The organism is Ardenticatena maritima, assembly GCF_001306175.1.
In the GTDB taxonomy this organism is placed as follows: domain Bacteria; phylum Chloroflexota; class Anaerolineae; order Ardenticatenales; family Ardenticatenaceae; genus Ardenticatena; species Ardenticatena maritima.
Genome location: NZ_LGKN01000005.1, coordinates 369,889 through 390,552, shown reverse-complemented (window position 1 = coordinate 390,552; position 20,664 = coordinate 369,889). Strand labels below are relative to the sequence as shown.

General features: G+C 60.1%; 15 protein-coding genes and 1 CRISPR repeat array. Of the genes, 10 read left to right on the top strand and 5 right to left on the bottom strand.

From position 1 onward, the window contains the following. Nucleotides 1-34 precede the first annotated feature (34 nt). Complete coding sequence (locus SE16_RS09530) at nt 35-1,216, top strand: ATP-binding protein (protein WP_054492955.1); 1,182 nt, start codon at nt 35-37, stop codon at nt 1,214-1,216. Between the two features lie 50 nt (nt 1,217-1,266). Here SE16_RS09530 and recD2 read toward each other — a convergent pair whose 3' ends face one another. After that, nucleotides 1,267-3,474, bottom strand: coding sequence for an SF1B family DNA helicase RecD2 (recD2, locus tag SE16_RS09525; RefSeq protein ID WP_054492954.1), 2,208 nt, complete (start codon nt 3,472-3,474; stop codon nt 1,267-1,269). A gap of 159 nt (nt 3,475-3,633) precedes the next feature. Beyond that, a CRISPR array of direct repeats spans nt 3,634-7,218; the repeat unit is 30 nt; unit sequence GTTTCAACCCCTCATAGGTAGGCTAAAAAC. A gap of 243 nt (nt 7,219-7,461) precedes the next feature. Here recD2 and SE16_RS09520 point away from each other — a divergent pair. The 5 genes from SE16_RS09520 to SE16_RS09500 all read left to right on the top strand — a co-directional run bounded on the left by SE16_RS09520 (nt 7,462) and on the right by SE16_RS09500 (nt 13,903). Further along, a complete protein-coding gene (locus tag SE16_RS09520) occupies nt 7,462-8,898 on the top strand; it encodes a dihydrolipoyl dehydrogenase family protein (RefSeq protein ID WP_054492953.1) in 1,437 nt (478 codons plus the stop codon). Nucleotides 8,899-9,030: 132 nt separating this feature from the next. After that, nucleotides 9,031-10,581, top strand: coding sequence for an efflux RND transporter periplasmic adaptor subunit (locus tag SE16_RS09515; protein ID WP_054492952.1), 1,551 nt, complete (start codon nt 9,031-9,033; stop codon nt 10,579-10,581). Between the two features lie 3 nt (nt 10,582-10,584). After that, nucleotides 10,585-11,373, top strand: coding sequence for an ABC transporter ATP-binding protein (locus SE16_RS09510; RefSeq protein WP_082374226.1), 789 nt, complete (start codon nt 10,585-10,587; stop codon nt 11,371-11,373). Next, a complete protein-coding gene (locus SE16_RS09505; RefSeq protein WP_054492951.1) occupies nt 11,370-12,596 on the top strand; it encodes an ABC transporter permease in 1,227 nt (408 codons plus the stop codon). The genes SE16_RS09510 and SE16_RS09505 overlap by 4 nt, the downstream gene beginning before the upstream one ends. Nucleotides 12,597-12,628: 32 nt before the next feature. Then, nucleotides 12,629-13,903 carry a PD40 domain-containing protein gene (locus SE16_RS09500; RefSeq protein ID WP_060687541.1) on the top strand — a complete coding sequence of 425 codons (1,275 nt, stop codon included), beginning with the start codon at nt 12,629-12,631 and terminating at the stop codon, nt 13,901-13,903. 72 nt (nt 13,904-13,975) lie between these two features. Here the strand turns inward: SE16_RS09500 and SE16_RS09495 are convergent, their stop codons facing one another. From SE16_RS09495 to SE16_RS09480, 4 genes are all read right to left on the bottom strand, one after another. Continuing rightward, on the bottom strand, nt 13,976-14,428 hold the full coding sequence (locus tag SE16_RS09495) for a hypothetical protein (protein WP_054492950.1): 453 nt from the start codon (nt 14,426-14,428) through the stop codon (nt 13,976-13,978). Nucleotides 14,429-14,432: 4 nt separating this feature from the next. Continuing rightward, a complete protein-coding gene (panC, locus tag SE16_RS09490; RefSeq protein ID WP_054492949.1) occupies nt 14,433-15,278 on the bottom strand; it encodes a pantoate--beta-alanine ligase in 846 nt (281 codons plus the stop codon). Between the two features lie 86 nt (nt 15,279-15,364). Continuing rightward, nucleotides 15,365-15,877 (bottom strand): thioredoxin, encoded by a 513-nt coding sequence (trxA, locus tag SE16_RS16000; RefSeq protein WP_054492948.1) that lies wholly within the window; start codon nt 15,875-15,877, stop codon nt 15,365-15,367. Between the two features lie 79 nt (nt 15,878-15,956). Then, nucleotides 15,957-16,157, bottom strand: a complete 201-nt coding sequence (locus tag SE16_RS09480) for a YgaP family membrane protein (RefSeq protein WP_054492947.1) — start codon at nt 16,155-16,157, stop codon at nt 15,957-15,959. Nucleotides 16,158-16,345: 188 nt separating this feature from the next. On the opposite strand from SE16_RS09480, the gene mnmE reads away from it, so the two are divergent. The 4 genes from mnmE to SE16_RS09460 all read left to right on the top strand — a co-directional run bounded on the left by mnmE (nt 16,346) and on the right by SE16_RS09460 (nt 20,600). Beyond that, complete coding sequence (gene mnmE, locus SE16_RS09475) at nt 16,346-17,716, top strand: tRNA uridine-5-carboxymethylaminomethyl(34) synthesis GTPase MnmE (protein WP_054492946.1); 1,371 nt, start codon at nt 16,346-16,348, stop codon at nt 17,714-17,716. Between the two features lie 137 nt (nt 17,717-17,853). After that, nucleotides 17,854-19,008 carry an SH3 domain-containing protein gene (locus SE16_RS09470; protein ID WP_060687539.1) on the top strand — a complete coding sequence of 385 codons (1,155 nt, stop codon included), beginning with the start codon at nt 17,854-17,856 and terminating at the stop codon, nt 19,006-19,008. A gap of 237 nt (nt 19,009-19,245) precedes the next feature. Continuing rightward, nucleotides 19,246-20,391, top strand: a complete 1,146-nt coding sequence (gene rpoD / locus SE16_RS09465) for an RNA polymerase sigma factor RpoD (protein ID WP_200907193.1) — start codon at nt 19,246-19,248, stop codon at nt 20,389-20,391. Then, the gene (locus SE16_RS09460; RefSeq protein ID WP_054492235.1) at nt 20,388-20,600 is read left to right on the top strand and encodes a hypothetical protein; all 213 of its coding nucleotides are present in this window, start codon (nt 20,388-20,390) and stop codon (nt 20,598-20,600) included. Before rpoD ends, SE16_RS09460 begins: the two co-directional genes overlap by 4 nt. Nucleotides 20,601-20,664 lie beyond the last annotated feature (64 nt).

Below are 20,664 nucleotides of genomic sequence, written 5' to 3'. Positions count from 1 at the left end.
AGGGAGCAGCGAAACAGCTAAAGGGTGAGGAGAGATGGCACGCAAAATCTTGTATGTAGAAGACAACCCGGCAAACAAAATGCTGGTGCGGCGCGTGCTCGAAGCGCAGGGCTATGAGGTGATTGAAGCCGATGATGGGTTGAGCGGCATTCGCAAGGCGCAGGAAGTGCGCCCCGACTTGATTCTGATGGATATCAACCTGCCCGGCATGGACGGTTACGAAGCCGCCACCAAAATCAAGAGCATTGAAACGCTCAAGCATGTGCCCATTGTGGCGTTGACGGCGAACGTCATGCAGGGGGACCGCGAACGGTCGCTTGCCGCCGGTTGCGACGGGTACCTGCCCAAGCCGATTGACATTGACCAGCTGATTGAGCAGGTCGAGGCGTTCCTGGCTGGGAAGCGCGAGGAGGTCTCCGCTGACGAGCGCGCGATTTATCTGGAAGAACATACGCGCCGCCTGGTGGACAAACTCGAAGCCAAGGTGCTCGAACTCGAAAAAGCCAACGCCGAGTTGCGCGAGCTGGACCGCTTGAAGAGCGAGTTTGTGAGCACGGTGAGCCATGAGCTGCGCACGCCGCTCAATATCATCATCGGGCACGCTGAGTTGCTGCATGATGAGTTGTTCGGCGAGTTGAACGAGCACCAGAAACGCTACGTCGGCAACATTCTGCGCAGTGCGCGCCACCTGCTCGACCTGGTGGAAGATATCCTCGACCTGAGCAAAATCGAATCGGGGCGCATGGATTTGCGGCTGGAACCGTTTGATGTGCGTGAAGCCATCAACGAGGTCTGCGTCCTGCTGGAAGATATGGCGAAGAACAAGGGTGTTGAGCTACGCGTCAACCTGCACCCCGACTTGGATCGCATTGTCGCCGACCGCTTGCGCTTCAAGCAAATCATCTACAACCTGGTGAGCAATGGCATCAAGTTCACCCCCGAAGGGGGCTACGTGGAAGTGCGCGGGCGTCGGTTGCCCAACGGCTGGTATCAGTTTGAGGTGGAAGATACCGGCATCGGTATTCCCAAAGAGCACTTCGATACGATTTTCGAGCGCTTCCGCCAGCTGGACAGTTCGGCAAGCCGCGAGTGGGAAGGCACCGGTCTGGGGTTGACCTTGACGCGCGAGTTTGTGCGCCTGCACGGTGGCAAGATTGATGTGGACAGTGTGGTCGGGCAAGGAACTACGTTCACGGTGTTGCTCCCACCGCACTAAGGCGTAGCAGGGCAGAAGTTGAGCCGCTCCTCGTTCGGGGGCGGCTTTTTTCATGCGTACACGTCCAGCAGGGTGTCCAGGGTGGGCGTGTCGCGCAGGCGGTGCGCCAGGCGCGTGTTGCGCTGGGCGACGCGGTTGTTGCGCACGGCGATGGCGATGGCGCGCTTGCTGCCCACCAGCACAACCATTTCGCGCGCGCGGGTGATACCTGTGTAGAGCAGGTTGCGTTGGAGCATCATGTAATGCTGGGTGAGCACCGGCATGACGATGACGGGAAATTCGGAGCCTTGCGATTTGTGCACGCTGATGGCGTAGGCGTGCACAATCTGGTCGAGTTCGTGGAATTCGTATTCGATGGGGTCGCCGTCGAAGTCGGCGATGAGGCGCTGTTCTTCCAGGTCAATCTGGGTGATGCGCCCCATGTCGCCGTTGAAGACCCGTTTCTCGTAGTTGTTGCGAATTTGCATGATGCGGTCGCCGATGCGGAAGGTGCGGTGCCCATGCCGGTATTCGGGAACGCCGGCGCGGGCGGGGTTGAGGCGTTCTTGCAGGCGGCGATTGAGTTCGCCCACACCGACTGCGCCGCGGTGCATGGGGCTGAGCACTTGCACGTCGGTGAGCGGGTTGTAGCCGAATTTTTGCGGGATACGCCGCGCGACGATGTCCAGCACCAGGTCGGCGGCGGGTTCTGGTTCAGGCTGGTTGAAGAAGAAGAAATCGCGGCTGTTGCGGGCGAAGATGGGCATTTCGCCGTTGTTGATGCGGTGGGCGTTGACGATGATGTAGGAGTCGGCTTCCTGGCGAAAGATGGTTTTGAGCCGCGTGACGGGAATTTGCTCGCTTTCGATGAGGTCGCGCAGGACGTTGCCGGGCCCGACAGAGGGCAGTTGGTCAATGTCGCCGATGATGAGCAGGTGCGCCCCCGCGGGGATGGCTTTCAGCAGGTGGTTCATGAGCAGGATGTCAATCATCGAGGCTTCGTCCACGATGATCATGTCGGCGTCGAGCGGGTTTTCGCGGTCGCGCAGGAAGAGGTTGCCCGCCGAGGGCTTGAATTCAAGCAGGCGGTGGATGGTTTGCGCGGGCAAGCCGGTGGCTTCGCTGAGCCGTTTGGCGGCGCGCCCTGTGGGGGCGGCTAGCAAAACCGAGCGCCCCTTGGCTTGCAGCAGGCGGATGATGGCGCCCGTGACGGTGCTTTTGCCGGTGCCGGGGCCGCCGGTGAGGATGCTGACGCGCTGGGTGAACGCCATGCGCACGGCTTGCTGTTGTTCGGGCGCGAGGGGGAAGGGGCTTTGACGGTCGAGCCATGCAAAAATGCGCGTCCAGTCGGCGGCGGCGAAATCCCCCAGGCGGTCGTGGCGGCTCTGCATGAGCAGGTGCAGTTTGCGCGCCACGCCCACTTCGGCGTAGTAGAAGGGGGGCAGGTAGATGGCGTCGCCGTCGGCGATGAGGGTTTCGTTGCCCAGCAGGGTGTCCAGATGCCATTCGCACACGTCGGGGGGCACTTCCAGCAGGGTTGAAGCGGTCGCCACGAGGTCTTCACGTGTGGCGAAACAGTGGCCGTCGTCGGCGAAGTGCGAAAGGGTGTAGACCAGCCCCGCCTCGATGCGCTGGGGGGCGTCGGGAGGCAAGCCCAGTTTCTGGGCGATGGCGTCGGCGGTTTTGAAGCCGATGCCGTAGATGTCGCGCGCCAGGCGGTAGGGGTCGCTGCGCAGGATGGCGATCGCCTCGTCTTCATACTGTTTGTAGATTTTCACTGCAAGCCCCGTACTGACGCCGTGCGCTTGCAAAAAGAGCATGATTTCTTTGATGCGCTGTTGTTCTTGCCAGGCTTGCTTGATGCGCGCCACCCGTTTGCGCCCGATACCGGGCACTTCCAGCAGGCGTTCGGGTGCCTGTTCGATAACGTTCAACGTCTCCTTGCCGAAGTGCGCCACAATGCGTTCCGCCATCACGGGACCAATCCCCTTGATGAGTCCGCTTCCCAGGTATTTGCGGATGCCTTCAATCGTGGCGGGCAGGCGCACGGTGTAGGAACGCACTTCAAACTGCCGCCCATATTCGGGGTGGGTCGTCCAGAAGCCGCGCAGGCGCACGGATTCCCCCACTTGCACGCCGCTGAGCGTCCCCACGGCGGTGATTTCGTAGCGCTTGCCCTTGGGTTGTATCTTGGCGACGGTGTAGCCGTTTTCCTCGTTCTGGTAGGTTATCCGCTCGACGGTCCCTTCCAGTTCTTGCAGTGGTGGCTGCTGGCTCATGGCGCATGCCCATGTGTGGATGTTGGCATGGGCGCATTATAGCACACTTCCCGCGATTGACGTCGTGAAGAGTGAGCGGGGGAGGGTGTTTGTGTGTCGGGGCAACATGCAATCGTCGCAGGGGTTCAGAAGGCATCATGGGGGCAAAAAGCCCAACGCGTTTCAATCCCTCATAGGTAGGCTAAAAACGGCTTCAAAGACGGCCGCAACGCGAATTGCACCGACCGGGTTTCAATCCCTCATAGGTAGGCTAAAAACCCCGCGCCTGGACCAGGCGCGGGTAGCATTTCGATTTGTTTCAATCCCTCATAGGTAGGCTAAAAACGGTGCGTGCGGCGTCCGACGGCGACGATGAGAGCGTTGTTTCAATCCCTCATAGGTAGGCTAAAAACTTCACCCGGCGCTATGTCCGCCACCGCCACGTTGATCCCGTTTCAATCCCTCATAGGTAGGCTAAAAACTACGCAACATGCGCGCATACTCACGCGCGTAGCGAAGTTTCAATCCCTCATAGGTAGGCTAAAAACGCGCCTTTTACCAATCAGAAGTTGACATGCTCGAATACGGTTTCAATCCCTCATAGGTAGGCTAAAAACGCCGATTGAAAACCCGCGCTGGGTGATGAGTAGCAGTTTCAACCCCTCATAGGTAGGCTAAAAACCAGTAGCACTATGCGCGCGAGCCACACACTCACCTCGTTTCAACCCCTCATAGGTAGGCTAAAAACAGAACACTATTCCCGCTCTCACAGGCGTCCACGAAAAAGTTTCAACCCCTCATAGGTAGGCTAAAAACGCCGCTATCTTGCTGCAACAAGCCATGTTTTGGAGTAGGTTTCAACCCCTCATAGGTAGGCTAAAAACGGTGCTCCTTCGTCTCGGTGTCGGTTGCGGATATATGAGTTTCAACCCCTCATAGGTAGGCTAAAAACAACACCGCAACCGTGCAGGTGGAACACCGCACGCCTTGTTTCAACCCCTCATAGGTAGGCTAAAAACTACGCGTAATTGCGCGTAGTTTGCGTGTAGCGTGCGCGGTTTCAACCCCTCATAGGTAGGCTAAAAACTTTTGTTGAAGAGTAGAACAAAACCTGGCACACGTGGTTTCAACCCCTCATAGGTAGGCTAAAAACAAGAGTACCGCGGCCAGATTTATGAGAAAATAGAATATGGTTTCAACCCCTCATAGGTAGGCTAAAAACGACAATGCGGCCAAGTAGCCGCATGTCGCCGTATTGTTTCAACCCCTCATAGGTAGGCTAAAAACCGTTGTTGAAGGAATTGCCTGAACTGATGCGTATCGGTTTCAACCCCTCATAGGTAGGCTAAAAACGCCACCTGGACACGCCGCATAGGTGCGCCGTCCATTAGTTTCAACCCCTCATAGGTAGGCTAAAAACCTACGATTGCCTGCACAGATGAAACATCGCCCGCTTTAGTTTCAACCCCTCATAGGTAGGCTAAAAACCACACGTGTCCGGGTTGATTTGCGGCTTGGGTTCTGGGTTTCAACCCCTCATAGGTAGGCTAAAAACGGGCGCGCACGCCGCCCACGTGAACCCCACGCGCAGTTTCAACCCCTCATAGGTAGGCTAAAAACGGTTATCATCGTGGGCGCGCACGCCGCCCACGTGAACGTTTCAACCCCTCATAGGTAGGCTAAAAACTTGCATGGGGCTCGCCCCGCCCGCCAACCAAACCGGTTTCAACCCCTCATAGGTAGGCTAAAAACCACAAAACCGGCGTCCGCCTTTTCAGCCTCGATTTCCTGGTTTCAACCCCTCATAGGTAGGCTAAAAACGATGGTGATGCTTAGGTTTCGTTTTCCTTCTTGGGGTTTCAACCCCTCATAGGTAGGCTAAAAACCTGGGTGCGCGCGTGGAACGACATTACAGGGGGCGAGTTTCAACCCCTCATAGGTAGGCTAAAAACATGCTCGAAGACGGTCTCGACGAATTTGATTCCGACGTTTCAACCCCTCATAGGTAGGCTAAAAACGACGGCTACATTGACCCGCGCGCCATTCTGTTCATTGTTTCAACCCCTCATAGGTAGGCTAAAAACAAACGCGTATGTATCATGTCTTGCGTCTCCACCTCGAGTTTCAACCCCTCATAGGTAGGCTAAAAACTGCAAGTCCACGCCCACGGGGTCGGCTTTGCGCGGGTGTTTCAACCCCTCATAGGTAGGCTAAAAACGCGTGCGTTGGGAAACGTCCGTATCAATGTCTTCTAGTTTCAACCCCTCATAGGTAGGCTAAAAACGAATATACGCGCCTCGGGCACGACCCCCGAGCACCCGTTTCAACCCCTCATAGGTAGGCTAAAAACGCGGTGATTGACGGCGATGCGGTGGTGAGTGATGGCGAGTTTCAACCCCTCATAGGTAGGCTAAAAACTTCGTAGGTCGTGGTGCCAGGCACCACGACTTCTTGGGTTTCAACCCCTCATAGGTAGGCTAAAAACTGTGACTCGCTTGCGAGATGTTGACACCTTCCCGAAAAAGTTTCAACCCCTCATAGGTAGGCTAAAAACCTGACCATCTCAAACTCTGCCGCTTCATCCGCAAACATTGGTTTCAACCCCTCATAGGTAGGCTAAAAACCAATAATTTCTAGCCAATACTCAATGTACGCCTGAAGTTTCAACCCCTCATAGGTAGGCTAAAAACGGATAGTTTGAATATATATGGTCGGCGAACCCGTCAGGTTTCAACCCCTCATAGGTAGGCTAAAAACGCTGGCTTGAACGTGCTCACGCGCCGCGGCGTCAGCAGTTTCAACCCCTCATAGGTAGGCTAAAAACATTGGCAGTTTTCTTGGGCTAGCGATTGCTAATTTGAGTTTCAACCCCTCATAGGTAGGCTAAAAACTATCGCTCTTTTTCATTGTCCTTTTTCTCCTTTCTTTTTGTTTCAACCCCTCATAGGTAGGCTAAAAACTACTTGCCGACATCTTCAAACCTTGTCGCTTTGAAGTTTCAACCCCTCATAGGTAGGCTAAAAACGTTCTGGTTGAGTATGTGCCGCCGTTTGCGGCGTGGTAGTTTCAACCCCTCATAGGTAGGCTAAAAACCAAGGGCATGAGCGACCGCCGCGCGGCGCTGGTGCGTTGTTTCAACCCCTCATAGGTAGGCTAAAAACGAGTAGAGAAGCAAATAAGAGAAGGTAGCCGTCTCTTTGTTTCAACCCCTCATAGGTAGGCTAAAAACGTACCATAACCGTCAACCTTCAATTCAGCGCTGTATTGAGTTTCAACCCCTCATAGGTAGGCTAAAAACTAGAATGTTTTGCGGCTTCAAATTGCTCAGGGGAAAGGTTTCAACCCCTCATAGGTAGGCTAAAAACACATCTTCGGCGATAGCGACGTGGGCTAACTAAAGAAGTTTCAACCCCTCATAGGTAGGCTAAAAACGTCGCAAATTGCAGCGATGGGGCTTGTTTGACGAATGAGTTTCAACCCCTCATAGGTAGGCTAAAAACACAAAAGAAGAAACCAAACCCAGGGAAGGAATACGAGGTTTCAACCCCTCATAGGTAGGCTAAAAACAGAGACCGCAATTGCAAGCGTCCCGTCGTCATGTGCAGTTTCAACCCCTCATAGGTAGGCTAAAAACCAGAGGCCACACCCATCCACCAACAGCTGATCGAAGGTTTCAACCCCTCATAGGTAGGCTAAAAACGTGGAACAAATCGCGAAGCGCCGTTTCAGTGGCAAGTTTCAACCCCTCATAGGTAGGCTAAAAACCAAGATTTGCGCAACTTTCAAGCACCAATGTTGCACCTAAACTATGCCTGAAAAGTGAATTTGTCAAATTGCTTCGTGCCATGACGCCTGTTTGGGCGCTCATACTGTCGTCGAACCCCTGGGCTGCATGCGCGATTCCACTTCGACGACATCAGCGCCAGCCTGCGACGGCATGAAAAAATGGACTTTGCCCGTATTTCAGCCACAATTCCCTCAGAACCAAGCGTCAAAGGAGAACACATCATGTCCACCAGCAAAACCTACCCGCTCATTGTCATTGGTGGGGGCTCTGCCGGTTTGACCGCCGCCCGCAGTGCCGCCTACCTGGGCGTCCCTGTTGCCCTGGTCGAAAAAGAGCGCATCGGCGGCGATTGCACCTGGGCGGGGTGTGTCCCCAGCAAAGCCCTGCTCAAAGCCGCCAAAGTCGCCCAGACGGCGCGCAACGCCGCCCCGTTTGGCGTGCAAACAGCGCATGTGCACGTTGACATGCCGGCGGTGCGCGCCTACGTGCAGAGCGTCATTCAACACATTTACGCCCACGAAACCCCCGAAACCCTGCAAGCCGAAGGCATTGACGTCTACCTTGGGGGCGCAACGTTTGAAGACCCCCATACCATCCGTGTCGGGGAGACGCTCCGCCTGCGTGGCAAGCGTTTCATCCTCTGCACCGGCGCGCGCCCTTTCATTCCCCCCATCGAAGGGTTGGAGAGCGTGCCGTTTGAGACCTACGAGACCATCTTCAACGTTGACCGCTTGCCTCAGCGGCTCATCGTCATCGGCGCGGGACCGATTGGCGCCGAACTGGGGCAAGCCTACGCCCGCCTCGGGGCGCGTGTGACGCTCATTGACGTCGCCTTCTTGCCCACCGAAGAACCCGAAGTGCGCACCGTCCTTCTTCCCCGCCTCGCCGCCGAAGGCGTTACCATGCGCACCGGCCTGGTGGCGCGCGTCGCGCGGGACGGCGCTGAGATTGCCGTCTGGGTGGAAGACGACCCCACCCCCCTGCGCGGCGACATGCTTCTGGTGGCAACAGGGCGCACTGCCGCGCTGGACGGCTTGGGGCTGGACGCCGCCGGCGTGGCGGTCTCGCCCAAAGGGCTGCTTGTGGATGAGACCCTGCGCACCAGCCAGCCGCACATCTTCGCCGCCGGCGACTGCATCGCCGACAACCCCCAATTTTCACACCTTGCCGGCGCGCAGGGCTTCACCGCCTTTCGCAACGCGCTTTTGCCGCTGAAGAGCAAAGCCCGCCGCGCCGCCGTGCCCGCCGTCATCTACACCGAGCCCGAAGTCGCCCGTGTGGGGCTGACCGAAGCCCAGGCGCGCGCCCAATTTGACGATGTGCGCACCACCACCTGGGCGCTCGACCGCGTGGACCGCGCCGTGACGGAGCATGACACCGACGGCTTCATCAAAGCCGTTCATCGCGCCAACGGCACCCTGCTGGGCGCAACCATCGTCGCCGAACGCGCCGGCGAAGTGCTCACCGAATTCACCGCCGCCCTCGAACGGGGCGCGCGCCTCACGGCGCTCTCTGCACCCATGCGCGCCTACCCCACCTACTCCTCAGGCGTGGCGCAACTCGCGGGCGCGGCGTGGCGTGCGCGCTGGCTGGCGCACCCGCGCTGGGGACCACTCATTCGGCGGCTCGCACGCTGGTGGGCGTACCGTTTACGCTGATTCCCTTTGCCCGTCACGCTTTTGCACTATCCTTGGGGAAATACCCTGCTTGATTTTCAATAAAACCGATTTCAACAATACTTCGTACAGCAAAGAATGGACACCACCAAAAAACAACCGAAGGAGCAGACCATGCGTCGGGGAATCATTGCCCTTGTGGTCGTCGTTCTGCTAGCCGCCGTCCCGTGGATTGGCTACACCCGCTTCGGTGGGCAAGACGAAACCGCGTCAGTCGCCAGCGAAGAGCAAATCACCGTCACCCGTGGGCGTCTGGTCGCCAGCATCAACGCCTCGGGCACCGTCAACCCCAATCGGCAAATCACCCTCGTGTTTGACACGCCCGGGCGCGTCGCCGAAGTCCTTGTTGAAGAAGGGCAGGACGTGCGCGAGGGCGACCTGCTCGCCCGCCTGGACACCACCGACCTGGAATTGGCGGTGCGGCAAGCCGAAATCAACCTTGAAATTGCCCAGGCGCAACTCGACCGCGTGCGCAATCCCGCTTCATCCGAAGAAGAAATCAGGGCTGCCGAAGCCCAACTGCGCAGCGCCGAAGCCAACCTCGCCAAACTCAAAGCCGGTCCCTCAGCCGCGGAACTCGCCGCCGCCCGCGCCAACCTCGAAGCCGCCCAAGCCGCGCTCGACCGCCTGCTTGCAGGACCCGACCCCGTGCAACTGGCGTCCGCCCAACAGCGGCTGAAAAACGCCGAAGCCGCCCTGCGGCAAGCCCAAGCCGCCTACGACCAGGTGAAATGGCGCCCCGACATCGCCATGTTGCCCCAATCCCTGCAACTTGAACAAGCCACCATCGAATACGAAGCCGCCCGCATCGCCTACGAAGAAGTCGCTAACAGCCCCACCCCCGAGCAGATTGCCCAGGCGCGCGCACAGGTCGAAACCGCCCGCGCCAACCTGCAACGCCTGCTCGAAACACCCAGCGAAGCCGAAATTGCCGCCGCCGAAGCCCAGGTGGAACAGGCGCGCGCCAACCTGCGACGCCTGCGCGGCGAAGTGGACAGCGTGGACGTGCGCATTCAGGAAGCGCAGGTAGAACAGGCGCAATTGGCGCTCGAACAAGCCCGCCGCAACCTGGAAGGCGCGCAACTCGTCGCCCCCTTTGACGGCACAGTCGCCACGGTGAACATCAAACCCTTTGAACTCGTCTCCTCGGCGACCCCCGCCATCGTCCTGGCGGACTTGTCCCGTTTTGAACTGGAAGTGGGCGTGGACGAACTCGACGTGGGGCAAGTCCAGGTTGGCAACCCCGTCACCGTCACGTTGGACGCCTACCAGGACGCCACCATTCGCGGGACCGTCATCCACGTAGCCCCCGTGGCGCGAACCGACGCCCAGGGCGTCGCCACCTACCCCGTCCGCATCGAACTCGATGTGAGCACCGCCCCCGGTCCCTTGCGTGCCGGCATGAGCGGCAACGCCCAAATCGTCACCCAGGTGCTGGAAGACGTGCTCATCGTGCCCAACCGTGCCATTGCCATTGACCGCACCACCGGGCGGCTCACCGTCTGGAAACTGGAAAACGGGCAAGCCGTGCCTGTGGAAATCGCCATCGGCTTGCGCGGCGACACCCATAGCGAAGTCATCGCCGGGCTGGAAGAAGGCGACATCATCATCATTCCCAGCATAGACCGCCGCGAACAACTTCGCCGCCAATTGGAGGGCAACTAAGCCATGCACGCGCAATCAGAAACCGCCATCCAACAGACCGGCACAACCACACAGCCGCTCATCCACCTGGAAAACGTCACCAAGGTTTACCGCATGGGCGACGTGGAAGTGCACGCCTTGCGCGGCGTCTCGCTGGACATCTACGAAGGCGAATGGGGCGCCATCATGGGACCCAGCGGTTCGGGCAAAAGCACCCTGATGAACATCATCGGCTGCTTGGACCAGCCGACCAGCGGGCGCTACCTGCTGGCGGGGGAAGACGTGGGCGAAATGAACGATGACCAACTGGCGGAAATCCGCAACCGGCGCATCGGCTTCGTCTTTCAGCAATTCAACCTGTTGCCCCGCACCACCGCCGTGGAAAACGTCGAACTCCCCCTGCTCTACGCGCGGGGCGTGAAAAACCGGCGCGAACGCGCCATCCAGGCGCTCGAAGCCGTCGGCTTGGGGGATCGCCTCTACCACAAGCCGAACGAACTGAGCGGCGGTCAGCAACAGCGCGTGGCGATTGCCCGCGCCCTCGTCACCAACCCGTCCATCATCCTGGCGGACGAACCGACCGGCAACCTGGACACCAAAACCGGCGCGGAAATCATGGCGCTCTTTCGCCGCCTGCACGCCGAGCGCGGCATCACCATCGTTTTCGTCACGCACGACCCCGAAATCGGGGGGCAAATTCCGCGCCGCATCTGGATTCGCGACGGCTTGGTGGAACGTGAGGAACACGGCATCACCTTCACGCCCGACGGGCGCGCCGTCGAACCTGACGACGGGAAGGAGCAAGCCGAATGAACATCAAGGAAGGCATTCGCATCGCACTGCGGGCGCTTTCAGCCAACAAACTTCGCTCCGTGCTGACCATGCTGGGCATCATCATCGGCGTGGGCGCGGTGATTGCCTTGCTCAGCGTGGGGCAGGGCGTCCAGCAATTCGTCACCGAATCCATCCAGAGCACGGGCACCAACCTGCTCTTTGTCATTCCCGGCTCGCCGGGGGGCGGTTCAACCGGCTTGACGCTCTCGGTGAAAGACGCCGAAGCCATCGCCGACCCGCGCAACGTCTCCAATGTGGTCGCCGTGGCGGCTGAACTCTCGCGCGGCGCGAACGTGGAGCGTGGGCGCATCACGCGCCGCTTCCCCATCTCCGGCGTGACGATTGAATTCCCCCAGGTGCGCAATTTCACAGTCGAAATTGGGCGTTTCTTTGATGACAGCGAAGCCGCCACGGGGTCGCGTGTGGCGGTGATTGGCGCGAATGTGTACGACGTGCTCTTTCCTGAGGGGGAGTATCCCATCGGGCAAGTCATCAAAATCAACGGCATCCCCTTCCGCGTGATTGGCGTCATGGAGCGCAAGGGGGGCGGTGCGTTCGGCAGTGAGGATGACAACATCTGGATTCCGCTTTCGACCATGCACCGCTACCTCTCCAGTCCGCGCAATCAGCGGGGCGAACTGCTGGTTTCGGTCATTTACGTGCAGGTGGCGAGCGCCGATGTCATGGACCAGGTCGCCGACGAAATCACCGAATTGCTGCGCCAGCGGCACAACATCCAGTTTCGTGAAGACGACGACTTCACCGTCATCAACCAGGCGGACTTGGTCGCCATTTTCGGCGAAATTACGGGCGTGCTCACGCTCTTCCTGGGCGCGATTGCGGGCATCTCCCTGCTGGTGGGCGGCATCGGCATCATGAACATCATGCTCGTCAGCGTCACCGAACGCACGCGCGAAATCGGTATCCGCAAGGCGGTGGGCGCCAAGCGGCGCGATATTCTCTTCCAGTTCCTCATCGAAGCGATTGTGTTGAGCATGTTGGGCGGCTTTTTGGGGATTGTGCTGGGCTGGATTGGCTCCATCATCATCAGCACCCTGAGCGAAGATTTGACGCCCATCGTCACGCTGGACGCCGTCTTGCTCGCAACCGGTTTCTCGGCGGCGGTGGGCTTGTTCTTCGGCATCTATCCGGCGTATCGCGCCAGCCGCCTAAACCCGATCGAAGCCTTGCGGTACGAATAACCCGACCCGGCAAACAACCAGGAGAGACCATCATGTTCCTGCACGGTCGCAAATCAAACACGCATCTCATCACGCTGTGGGGACTTTTGGCTGGCGTGGCGCTTGCCCTGGCGGCGTGTGGCGGTGGTCCGCCGCCCGTGCCGACGCCGCGCCCCTTGCAGACCAAACCGCCCACGCGCACGCCGTTCGTGGCGCAGGCGCAAACCCAGCCTGTTGCGCCCACGCCTACGCCCACCTCTGGCGCGGCGCAGGAGCCCCCATCGCCGACGCCGTCGCCGACAGCGGCGCGCGCAACCCCCACGACTACCCCGACACCGACAACCGCCCCCGCGGCGTCCGTATCGGCTGGCGCGGGGGGCAGCGACGCACCGGCGGCATCGCCCACCCCCACACCCACACCCGACGCCCTGACGGGGAAGATCATCTTCCAGGTCGCGCCGGGTGGTCCGCTCTACACCATCCGCGCCGATGGGAGCGACCTGCGCATGGTCGGCGTCGGCATGGACCCCGCCTGGTCGCCCGATGGGCGGCGCTTTGCGTATGTGGATTGGCGCAAACCCGCGCCGGGGGTCTATATCGCCAACGCTGATGGGAGCAATGCGGTGCGCGTCTTCGAGGACGACCTGGTGCGCCAGCCGGCATGGAGCCCGGACGGTGGGCGGCTCGCCTTCACATGGCAGAATGGGGGGCGCTTGCATGAAGAAGAGCAATGCTTCTCGCTCTTCGGCTTCTCCTTCTGCACCATCTTGCCCGCCGACCCCTACTGGCAGTTGGGCATGGTCAACCTGGCGGATGGCACGTTCCAGGGGCTTCCCAGCGACGCCCATTCGTTCTCCCCATCCTGGACGCCGGACGGCGCAGCGCTCATCTACCGCGGCGACAACCCCGACCCTGACAGACCGGGGGGCGCGCTCCGCCGCCTGACGCTTGCCGACGGGGCGCAAACAACCGTGCTGGGCGACCACTACGCCCACGACCCGCAGGTCTGCGCCAACGGCATGGTGGCGTTCACCTACTGGCAACACGACCACTGGGAGATTTACACCGTGGCGCTGGACGGGAGCAACCTGCGCCGCCTGACCACCCACAGCCCGCTGGCGCTCGACCCGCCGCCCAACAACGCCGCGCCCGCCTGGTCGCCCGATTGTCGGCGGATCGCCTTCCTCTCCGACCGTGACGGCGTCTGGCGCATCTACGTGATGGACGCCGACGGCGGCAACCAGCGCCCCATGTTTGGCGACGCCCTGGACAACCTCGGCTTGACCTACACCGGCTACGACGACCGCGTCATCTCCTGGGCGCCGTAGCCTAGCCGCCAGCAAAAGCGAAAGCGGGGCGCTTGCAAACGCCCCGCTTTTTCATGCGCACGTCTGCCCCGTTCAGGGCAATTCGATTTCCACCACGGCTTGCTCGCAGACGGGCGGGCATCCCGGCCCGTTCGGCTGAACCTTCTCGTAGGTGGGCTTCACCAGCCGGCTGACGTTGTTGCTTTGCCCCACACGCACCACAATTTCCACTTCTTCCGGCGTGAAATTGTCGAAAAAGACCCCATCCGGCTGGCAGATGGCGCTCGCGCCGGCTTCGCGGTCGGGGACGGTGATACGCCCCTCGGGGCAGATGGCGACAATCGGCGGTTGCCCTGGGCGTTGGGCGGCGATGGTGAATGCATCCGGCACATTGCCGACGAGACGCACCGTCAAGCCGCTGGAACAGCCGATTTCGGTGCAGCCGCGTTGCCCGGTGAGTTGGTCGGCGCTGGGCAGGCTCTCGGTGCGGCACGCCGCGACGCCCACCATGAGGACGAACAACAGAAGCAACAGAAAGCGACGCATGGTCTCACTCCTTCACAGGCGGCAATGGCACATTGTCAATCAGACGCACGTTGTCAATCCAGGCGGCGAGTGAAAGCAAACCGGCTTCAATCTCGCCGCTCAACTCATGCAGCTGCTCGGGGTGCGCCAGGCTCACATACTCCACACGGATGGCGGGCTCTTCCGCCAGGCGCTCTTCCACAATCCCGCGCAGAACCTCGGCGCGGCGCTCACCCCGCAACCAGGCTTCTTCGGCGGCGTGTAGCGCCTGGTACAGCTTCGGCGCAATGGCGCGCCCTTCGGGGCTCAGGCGCACATTGCGTGAACTGAGCGCCAACCCGTCATGTTCGCGCACCGTTGGCACCGTGCGAATCTCGATGGGAAAATTGAGGTCGGCGACCAACCGCTTGACGACCACCACTTGCTGGGCGTCTTTTTGCCCGAAATAGGCGCGGTCGGGTTGCACGATGTTGAACAGTTTGCTCACCACGGTGGCGACGCCGTCGAAGTGTCCGGGGCGGTGCGCCCCTTCCAACACTTCGGTAATGCCGCTGATGTGGACGGTCGTGGCGAACCCTTCGGGGTACATCACTTCCACATCAGGCACAAAGACCAGATCCACGCCAGCCTCTTCAAGCAGGCGCAGATCACGCGGTACATCGCGCGGATAGGCGTCCAGGTCGTCTTTGCGGTCAAACTGTATTGGGTTGACGAAAATGCTCACCACCGTCGCAGCGTTTTCGAGCAGAGAACGGCGCACCAGCTCCAGGTGGCCGGCGTGCAAATAGCCCATGGTCGGCACAAACCCGACCGGTGCAGGCAGTTGTGCGCGCGCGGCGCGCAATTCTTCGATGGTGTGGCAAACCTGCATGGCCTCTTCCTCCTGATGTGTGACGTCGGTTGGTTGGGGCTGTATGGTATCACGACGCCACCGCGCGCCAAATGCCAACAGGTTTGCTATGCGCGCCACAAGCGCGATTGGATTGTGCGCCAGAGTGGACAGCGGTCATACACGCCCCAAAACGCCATCCCGGCGGCAATCGCCCCCAGCCACCAGACGCCTTGCGCCAGCGCAATCGTGAACAAGAGCGCCGCCGCGCCCAGGCGCAACAGGCGTTCCCCAGGGGCAATGGCGGGTGTTGCCGCCGTCTCGGCGCTCGTTTCGCCCGCTAGCCGTGCAAACAGCGTCTTGTACGTTCCCGGCGATTGCGCCCCCACAAGCCGCTGTGTGAGTTCGCCTTGCTCGAAAATCAGCAGTGTGGGAATCGCCATGACCTTGAACGCACGCGCCACCTCCGGCGATTCATCGGCGTTGACCGCGAGGAAGGCAACTTCGCCTTCGTATTCGCGCGCCAGTTCTTCCAGCAAGGGCTTGGTGGCGCGGCACGGCAGACACCAGGGCGCCCACACATCCACGATAACCGGCGTCGCACTGGTTTTGATGGTCTGTTCAAATTCTCGCATGTTCATTGTTGGCTTCCTACCTTATTTGAAAAATGAAAAACCGACCCAGCACGGACGCCAGGTCGGTTCTACAAGGAGACTTGCCTTACGCTTTGCGTGTGCTGAATTTGAAAACTTTGTACAAAGGGCAGAACCCCACCAGGCTTGTGACCAGGAAGATGATACCCACCACAAGCAACAGCAGCCCAAGCGCGCCTGTCACCGTCCCGTTGAAATAGAGATACGCAAACAAGAGCGCCAGAATAATGCGAATTGCTCGGTCCCACCCAGCCATGTTCTTCGGCATCGTGCCACCTCCAACGCGAATTGCTGTTTGATATCAACACACGACACCGGCATTATACTACTACCCTGTATGTGTGTAAAGTGTCATTTGTCATTCTGAACGGCGGGTTTCTGCTCACCGACTTTGTTTCCAACACGTTGCAGGTACAATTGACACAGCATCACATCGCAGGAAAGGAGACCGGACCGGTGGCATACGCATTAGACGATACCATTGCCGCGATTGCCACTCCCGTGGGCGAAGGGGGGATTGGCATTGTGCGCATCAGCGGACCAGAGGCGCTGGCGATTTTACGGCGCTTATTTCGCCCTGCTCGCCCACGCCCATTTGAATCTCACCGCCTGATGTACGGGCACATTGTTGACCCGCATACTGGCGATGTGGTGGACGAAGTGATGGCGGTCTATATGCGCGCGCCCCACACCTACACGCGGCAAGATGTGGTCGAAATTCATGGTCATGGCGGCATGGCGCCACTGCGCGCCGTGCTTTCGCTCGTGTTGTCGGCGGGGGCGCGCCTGGCGGAACCCGGTGAAATGACCTTGCGCGCCTTTCTCAATGGGCGTATTGACCTCGCGCAAGCCGAAGCCGTGCTCGACGTGGTGCGCGCTCGCACAGAAGCCGGCTTGCAAGCCGCCTTGCGCCAACTCGGCGGCCATCTTTCCGACGATATTCGCCACGCCCGGCAAATGTTGCTGGATGTGCTGGCACACCTGACCGCGCTGATTGACTTCCCCGAAGACGATGTGCCGCCGCAAGACATCGCCCCCGACCTTGAGCGTGTCGCGGCGCACCTGGAACGCTTGATTGCCACCGCCGACCGCGGCATGCTCCTGCGCGAAGGGGTGCGCGTCGCCATTGTGGGGCGTCCCAATGTGGGCAAAAGCAGCCTGCTCAACCGCTTGTTGCGCCACGACCGCGCGATCGTGACCGATATTCCCGGCACCACGCGCGATGTGTTGGAAGAAACGCTCAACGTGCGCGGCATTCCCGTGGTGGTGGTGGATACGGCGGGCATCCGCCAGACGCAAGATGTGGTCGAAGCCATTGGTGTCGAACGGAGCCGCGCCGCCATCGCCCAAGCCGACCTGGTGTTGCTCGTGCTCGACGCCAGCCAGCCCCTCACCGACGAAGACCACGCGATTGCCGCCGAAGTCGAAGGGCGTCCGGCGATTGTTGTGCTCAACAAAACCGACTTGCCGCGCCGTCTCTTTCCCGACAACGTGCCCTTTTTACCCGCCGCCCCGCGCGTTGAATTGTCGGCGCAACAGGGCGAAGGGCTGGACCGGCTGGAAGAAACCATTTTTGAACAGGTGACGGGGGGGCATGTCATGCCACTGCATGGCGCGCTCGTGACCAATCCGCGGCACAAAGCCGCGTTGCAACGGGCGCTCGACCATGTGCGCGCCGCTCAATCCACGTATGCCGCCGGCTTGCCCGCCGATTTTATCACCATTGACCTGCACAGCGCCGTCAACGCGTTGGGTGAAATTACAGGTGAAACCGCCACCGAAGACCTGCTGGACACCATTTTCAGCCGCTTTTGCATCGGCAAATAATCCCCCACCTTCCCCGTGTGTGAACAAAAAAACATCTTTTCAACGTTGAAATGATAACGTTGCTGTTCCTTGCATGGTGTAGAGTACACATGCGCCAAAAGTCGAACCGAACGGGCGCACGCCCAAAGGAGTCATGTATGCACGTCAAATACCTGTCGCCAATCGCTTTCATGCTGGGATGGTTCTTTCTGGCCGCCTGGCTGACCGCGTGCGGTGGCGCTGAGCCGCTCGTGCAAGAAGCCGTCATCGAACCGCCAACCGCCACGCCGTCAGTCGTGGCTTCGCCGGTGCCGGACACGCCGACGCCAACCCCAACCCCTCCTGCCCCCCCGCGCGACCTGCCCACACCGACGCCCGCGCCGCCTTTTGTGGTGGATGAGCGCGCCAATCTCTGGCAGGGGGACCGTCTGGTGGTCAACACCGAAGAAGTCGCGCCGGCTTGTTCCCGTGGCACTATTCTCCCCTCGCCGCGCGGCGACTACGTGGTCTTTTTGCTCACCTGCATCGAAAATGAAAACGAAGCCTATCTGATTTCCACCGATGGGCAGGACGTGCGGCGCATCACCGACCAGTGGGACGCCGTCAACGGTGAGGCGCTTCTCTGGGCGCCGGATGGGCGCGCGTTTGTCTACGAACGCATCAACGCTTGCTGCATTCAACCACCACCGACTGCCCCGCAAGCCGGTTTGGTGCTCTACGACGTCGCTACGGGCGAAAAGCGCGTCCTTGCCGCGGACATTCATCTTACCCCGCTCGCCTGGTCGCCTGATGGCCGCTGGCTGGCCTTCCTCGACTTCCGCGACGCCTCGTTTGGCGGCACGCAAGGCGTGCGTCTCTACATTCTGGACGTTGACGCCGATACCGCCTGGCTGGTGGATGACAACCTCGCCGTTGAAGAGTGCCGCACGCTGACATGGGAGACGCACGACGCCGAACTTGTGCTCGTCTGTGCCACTGCCGACGGCGCTCAGCGTGTTGAATACAGCATCAGCACGGGCACACGTGGACTTGAACCACCGGGCACGCCTGTTCCCATCGAGGCGCTTCGCCCGCCACAACTGCCCGAAGAGCGCTACCGCGTTGTGCGCGTCGCAGATGACGATGTGTTGAACGTGCGCAACGGTCCCGGCGTCGAATACGACATCGTCGGCACACTCCCCCCCGACGCTGAGGGAGTGCGCATCGTCGGCGATCCGGTGCAGGTCAACGATTCGTTTTGGGTGCAGATTGAGTGGAACGACGTGCAAGGCTGGGTGAACAGTTTTTACCTGGCGCCCATGCAAGGCAACTGACAGACGCGCCGGCGCGCGTTCAACAGTGCGGCACATCGCAAGTGTGCCGCACTTTTCTTTTGAAATCGAAAACAGGCTTGCGAATTTACCGAAAAAAGGGCAAAAACCTGAAAAAACCTATTGACTTTGACGCACCAGCGTCTTATAATGCGGCATACCTGCGCGGTGTATGTGATCCCCGCACAGCGTACCTCTTCACCAACAAAAGCCGCTTGGCAACCATAGCGGAGGAGATACATGGGGCGTATCGACGCGATGTTTGACGTACTGCTCGCGCTGGCCGACAAGAACGGCTCACTTCGTATGCAAGACATCCTCGCCCGATTTTCACCACCCCCTGACGAAGAAACGTTGCTTATCTTGTGCGAACGCCTTGAAGAAGCCGGTGTTGAAGTGACCGCAGATGTTCCTGAACGCACCCGCTCACCACGTCCCGCCTCAACGTCTGCATGGCGCGATTTGTCTCTGGTCAACCCCGATGACACCGTGGGGCTCTACTTGCTGGAAAGTTGCCAGCACCCCTTGTTGACCGCCGAGCAAGAAGTGGAGTTGGCGCAGCGTATGGAGCGCGGCAAAGCCGCCGAAGCCCGTTTGCGCGCCGAGGGGGAGGTGTTGGATGACGCGACACGGCGCGAGTTGGAAGCCCTGGTGCAAGATGGGCGCGAAGCGCGTCGGCGTCTCATCGAATCAAACTACCGCCTCGTCATTTCGATTGCCAAGCGATACGAAGGGCGCGGCGTGCCGCTGCTCGATCTCATTCAGGAAGGCAACATTGGCTTGATGCGCGCCGTCGAAAAGTTCGACTACCACCTGGGGTACAAATTCAGCACCTACGCCACCTGGTGGATTCGCCAGGCGATTACGCGCGCTATCGCCGACCAGAGCCGCACCATTCGCGTGCCCGTCCACATGACGGAACGCATCAGCGAAATGAAGCGCGTGGAGCGGCAACTCTCGCAGGAATTGGGGCGTGAGCCGACGGTGGAAGAGTTGGCGTCGGCGCTCAACACCACCCCCGAAAAAGTGCAACAGATGATCCGTGTAGCGCAACACCCCATGAGCCTGGAAACCCCCGTCGGTGACGATGGCGAAACCAACCTGAGCGACTTCATCGAAGACGACTCGTCGCCGTCACCGCTCGACCACACCTCGCAGCACCTCTTGCGTGAAGAGTTGGAGCGCGTCTTTGCCTCGCTCCACCCGCGCGAAGCCCAAATTTTGCGTTTGCGCTACGGGCTCAAGGGGGGCAAGGGCATGACGTTGGAGCAAGTCGGGCAAAAGTATGGGCTCACACGCGAGCGTATCCGCCAGATTGAGGTGGAAGCCTTGCGCAAATTGCGCCACCCCAGCCGCAGTCGGCGCTTGCGGGACTTTTTGGCATGAGCGAACGCGAAACCGCGCGTTGCCCGTTGTGTGGGGCGCGCCTGGTTGTGGCGGACACATTCGCAGTGGGCGATGTGCTGGCGTGCCGCGGCTGTCGGGGAATGCTGGTGCTGAGCGATACAACGCCCCCCGCGCTTGATGTGGCGTGGGTGGAATGGCTCTCATCGCGCGCGCTTTTGCCGCCACAGCGACCTCGCTCTTCGGATTGAGACGATGTCCCGCAGCCGTTCCTTTTGCCTTGCCTCCGCCTTTCGAGTACAAACCTCACGTCTC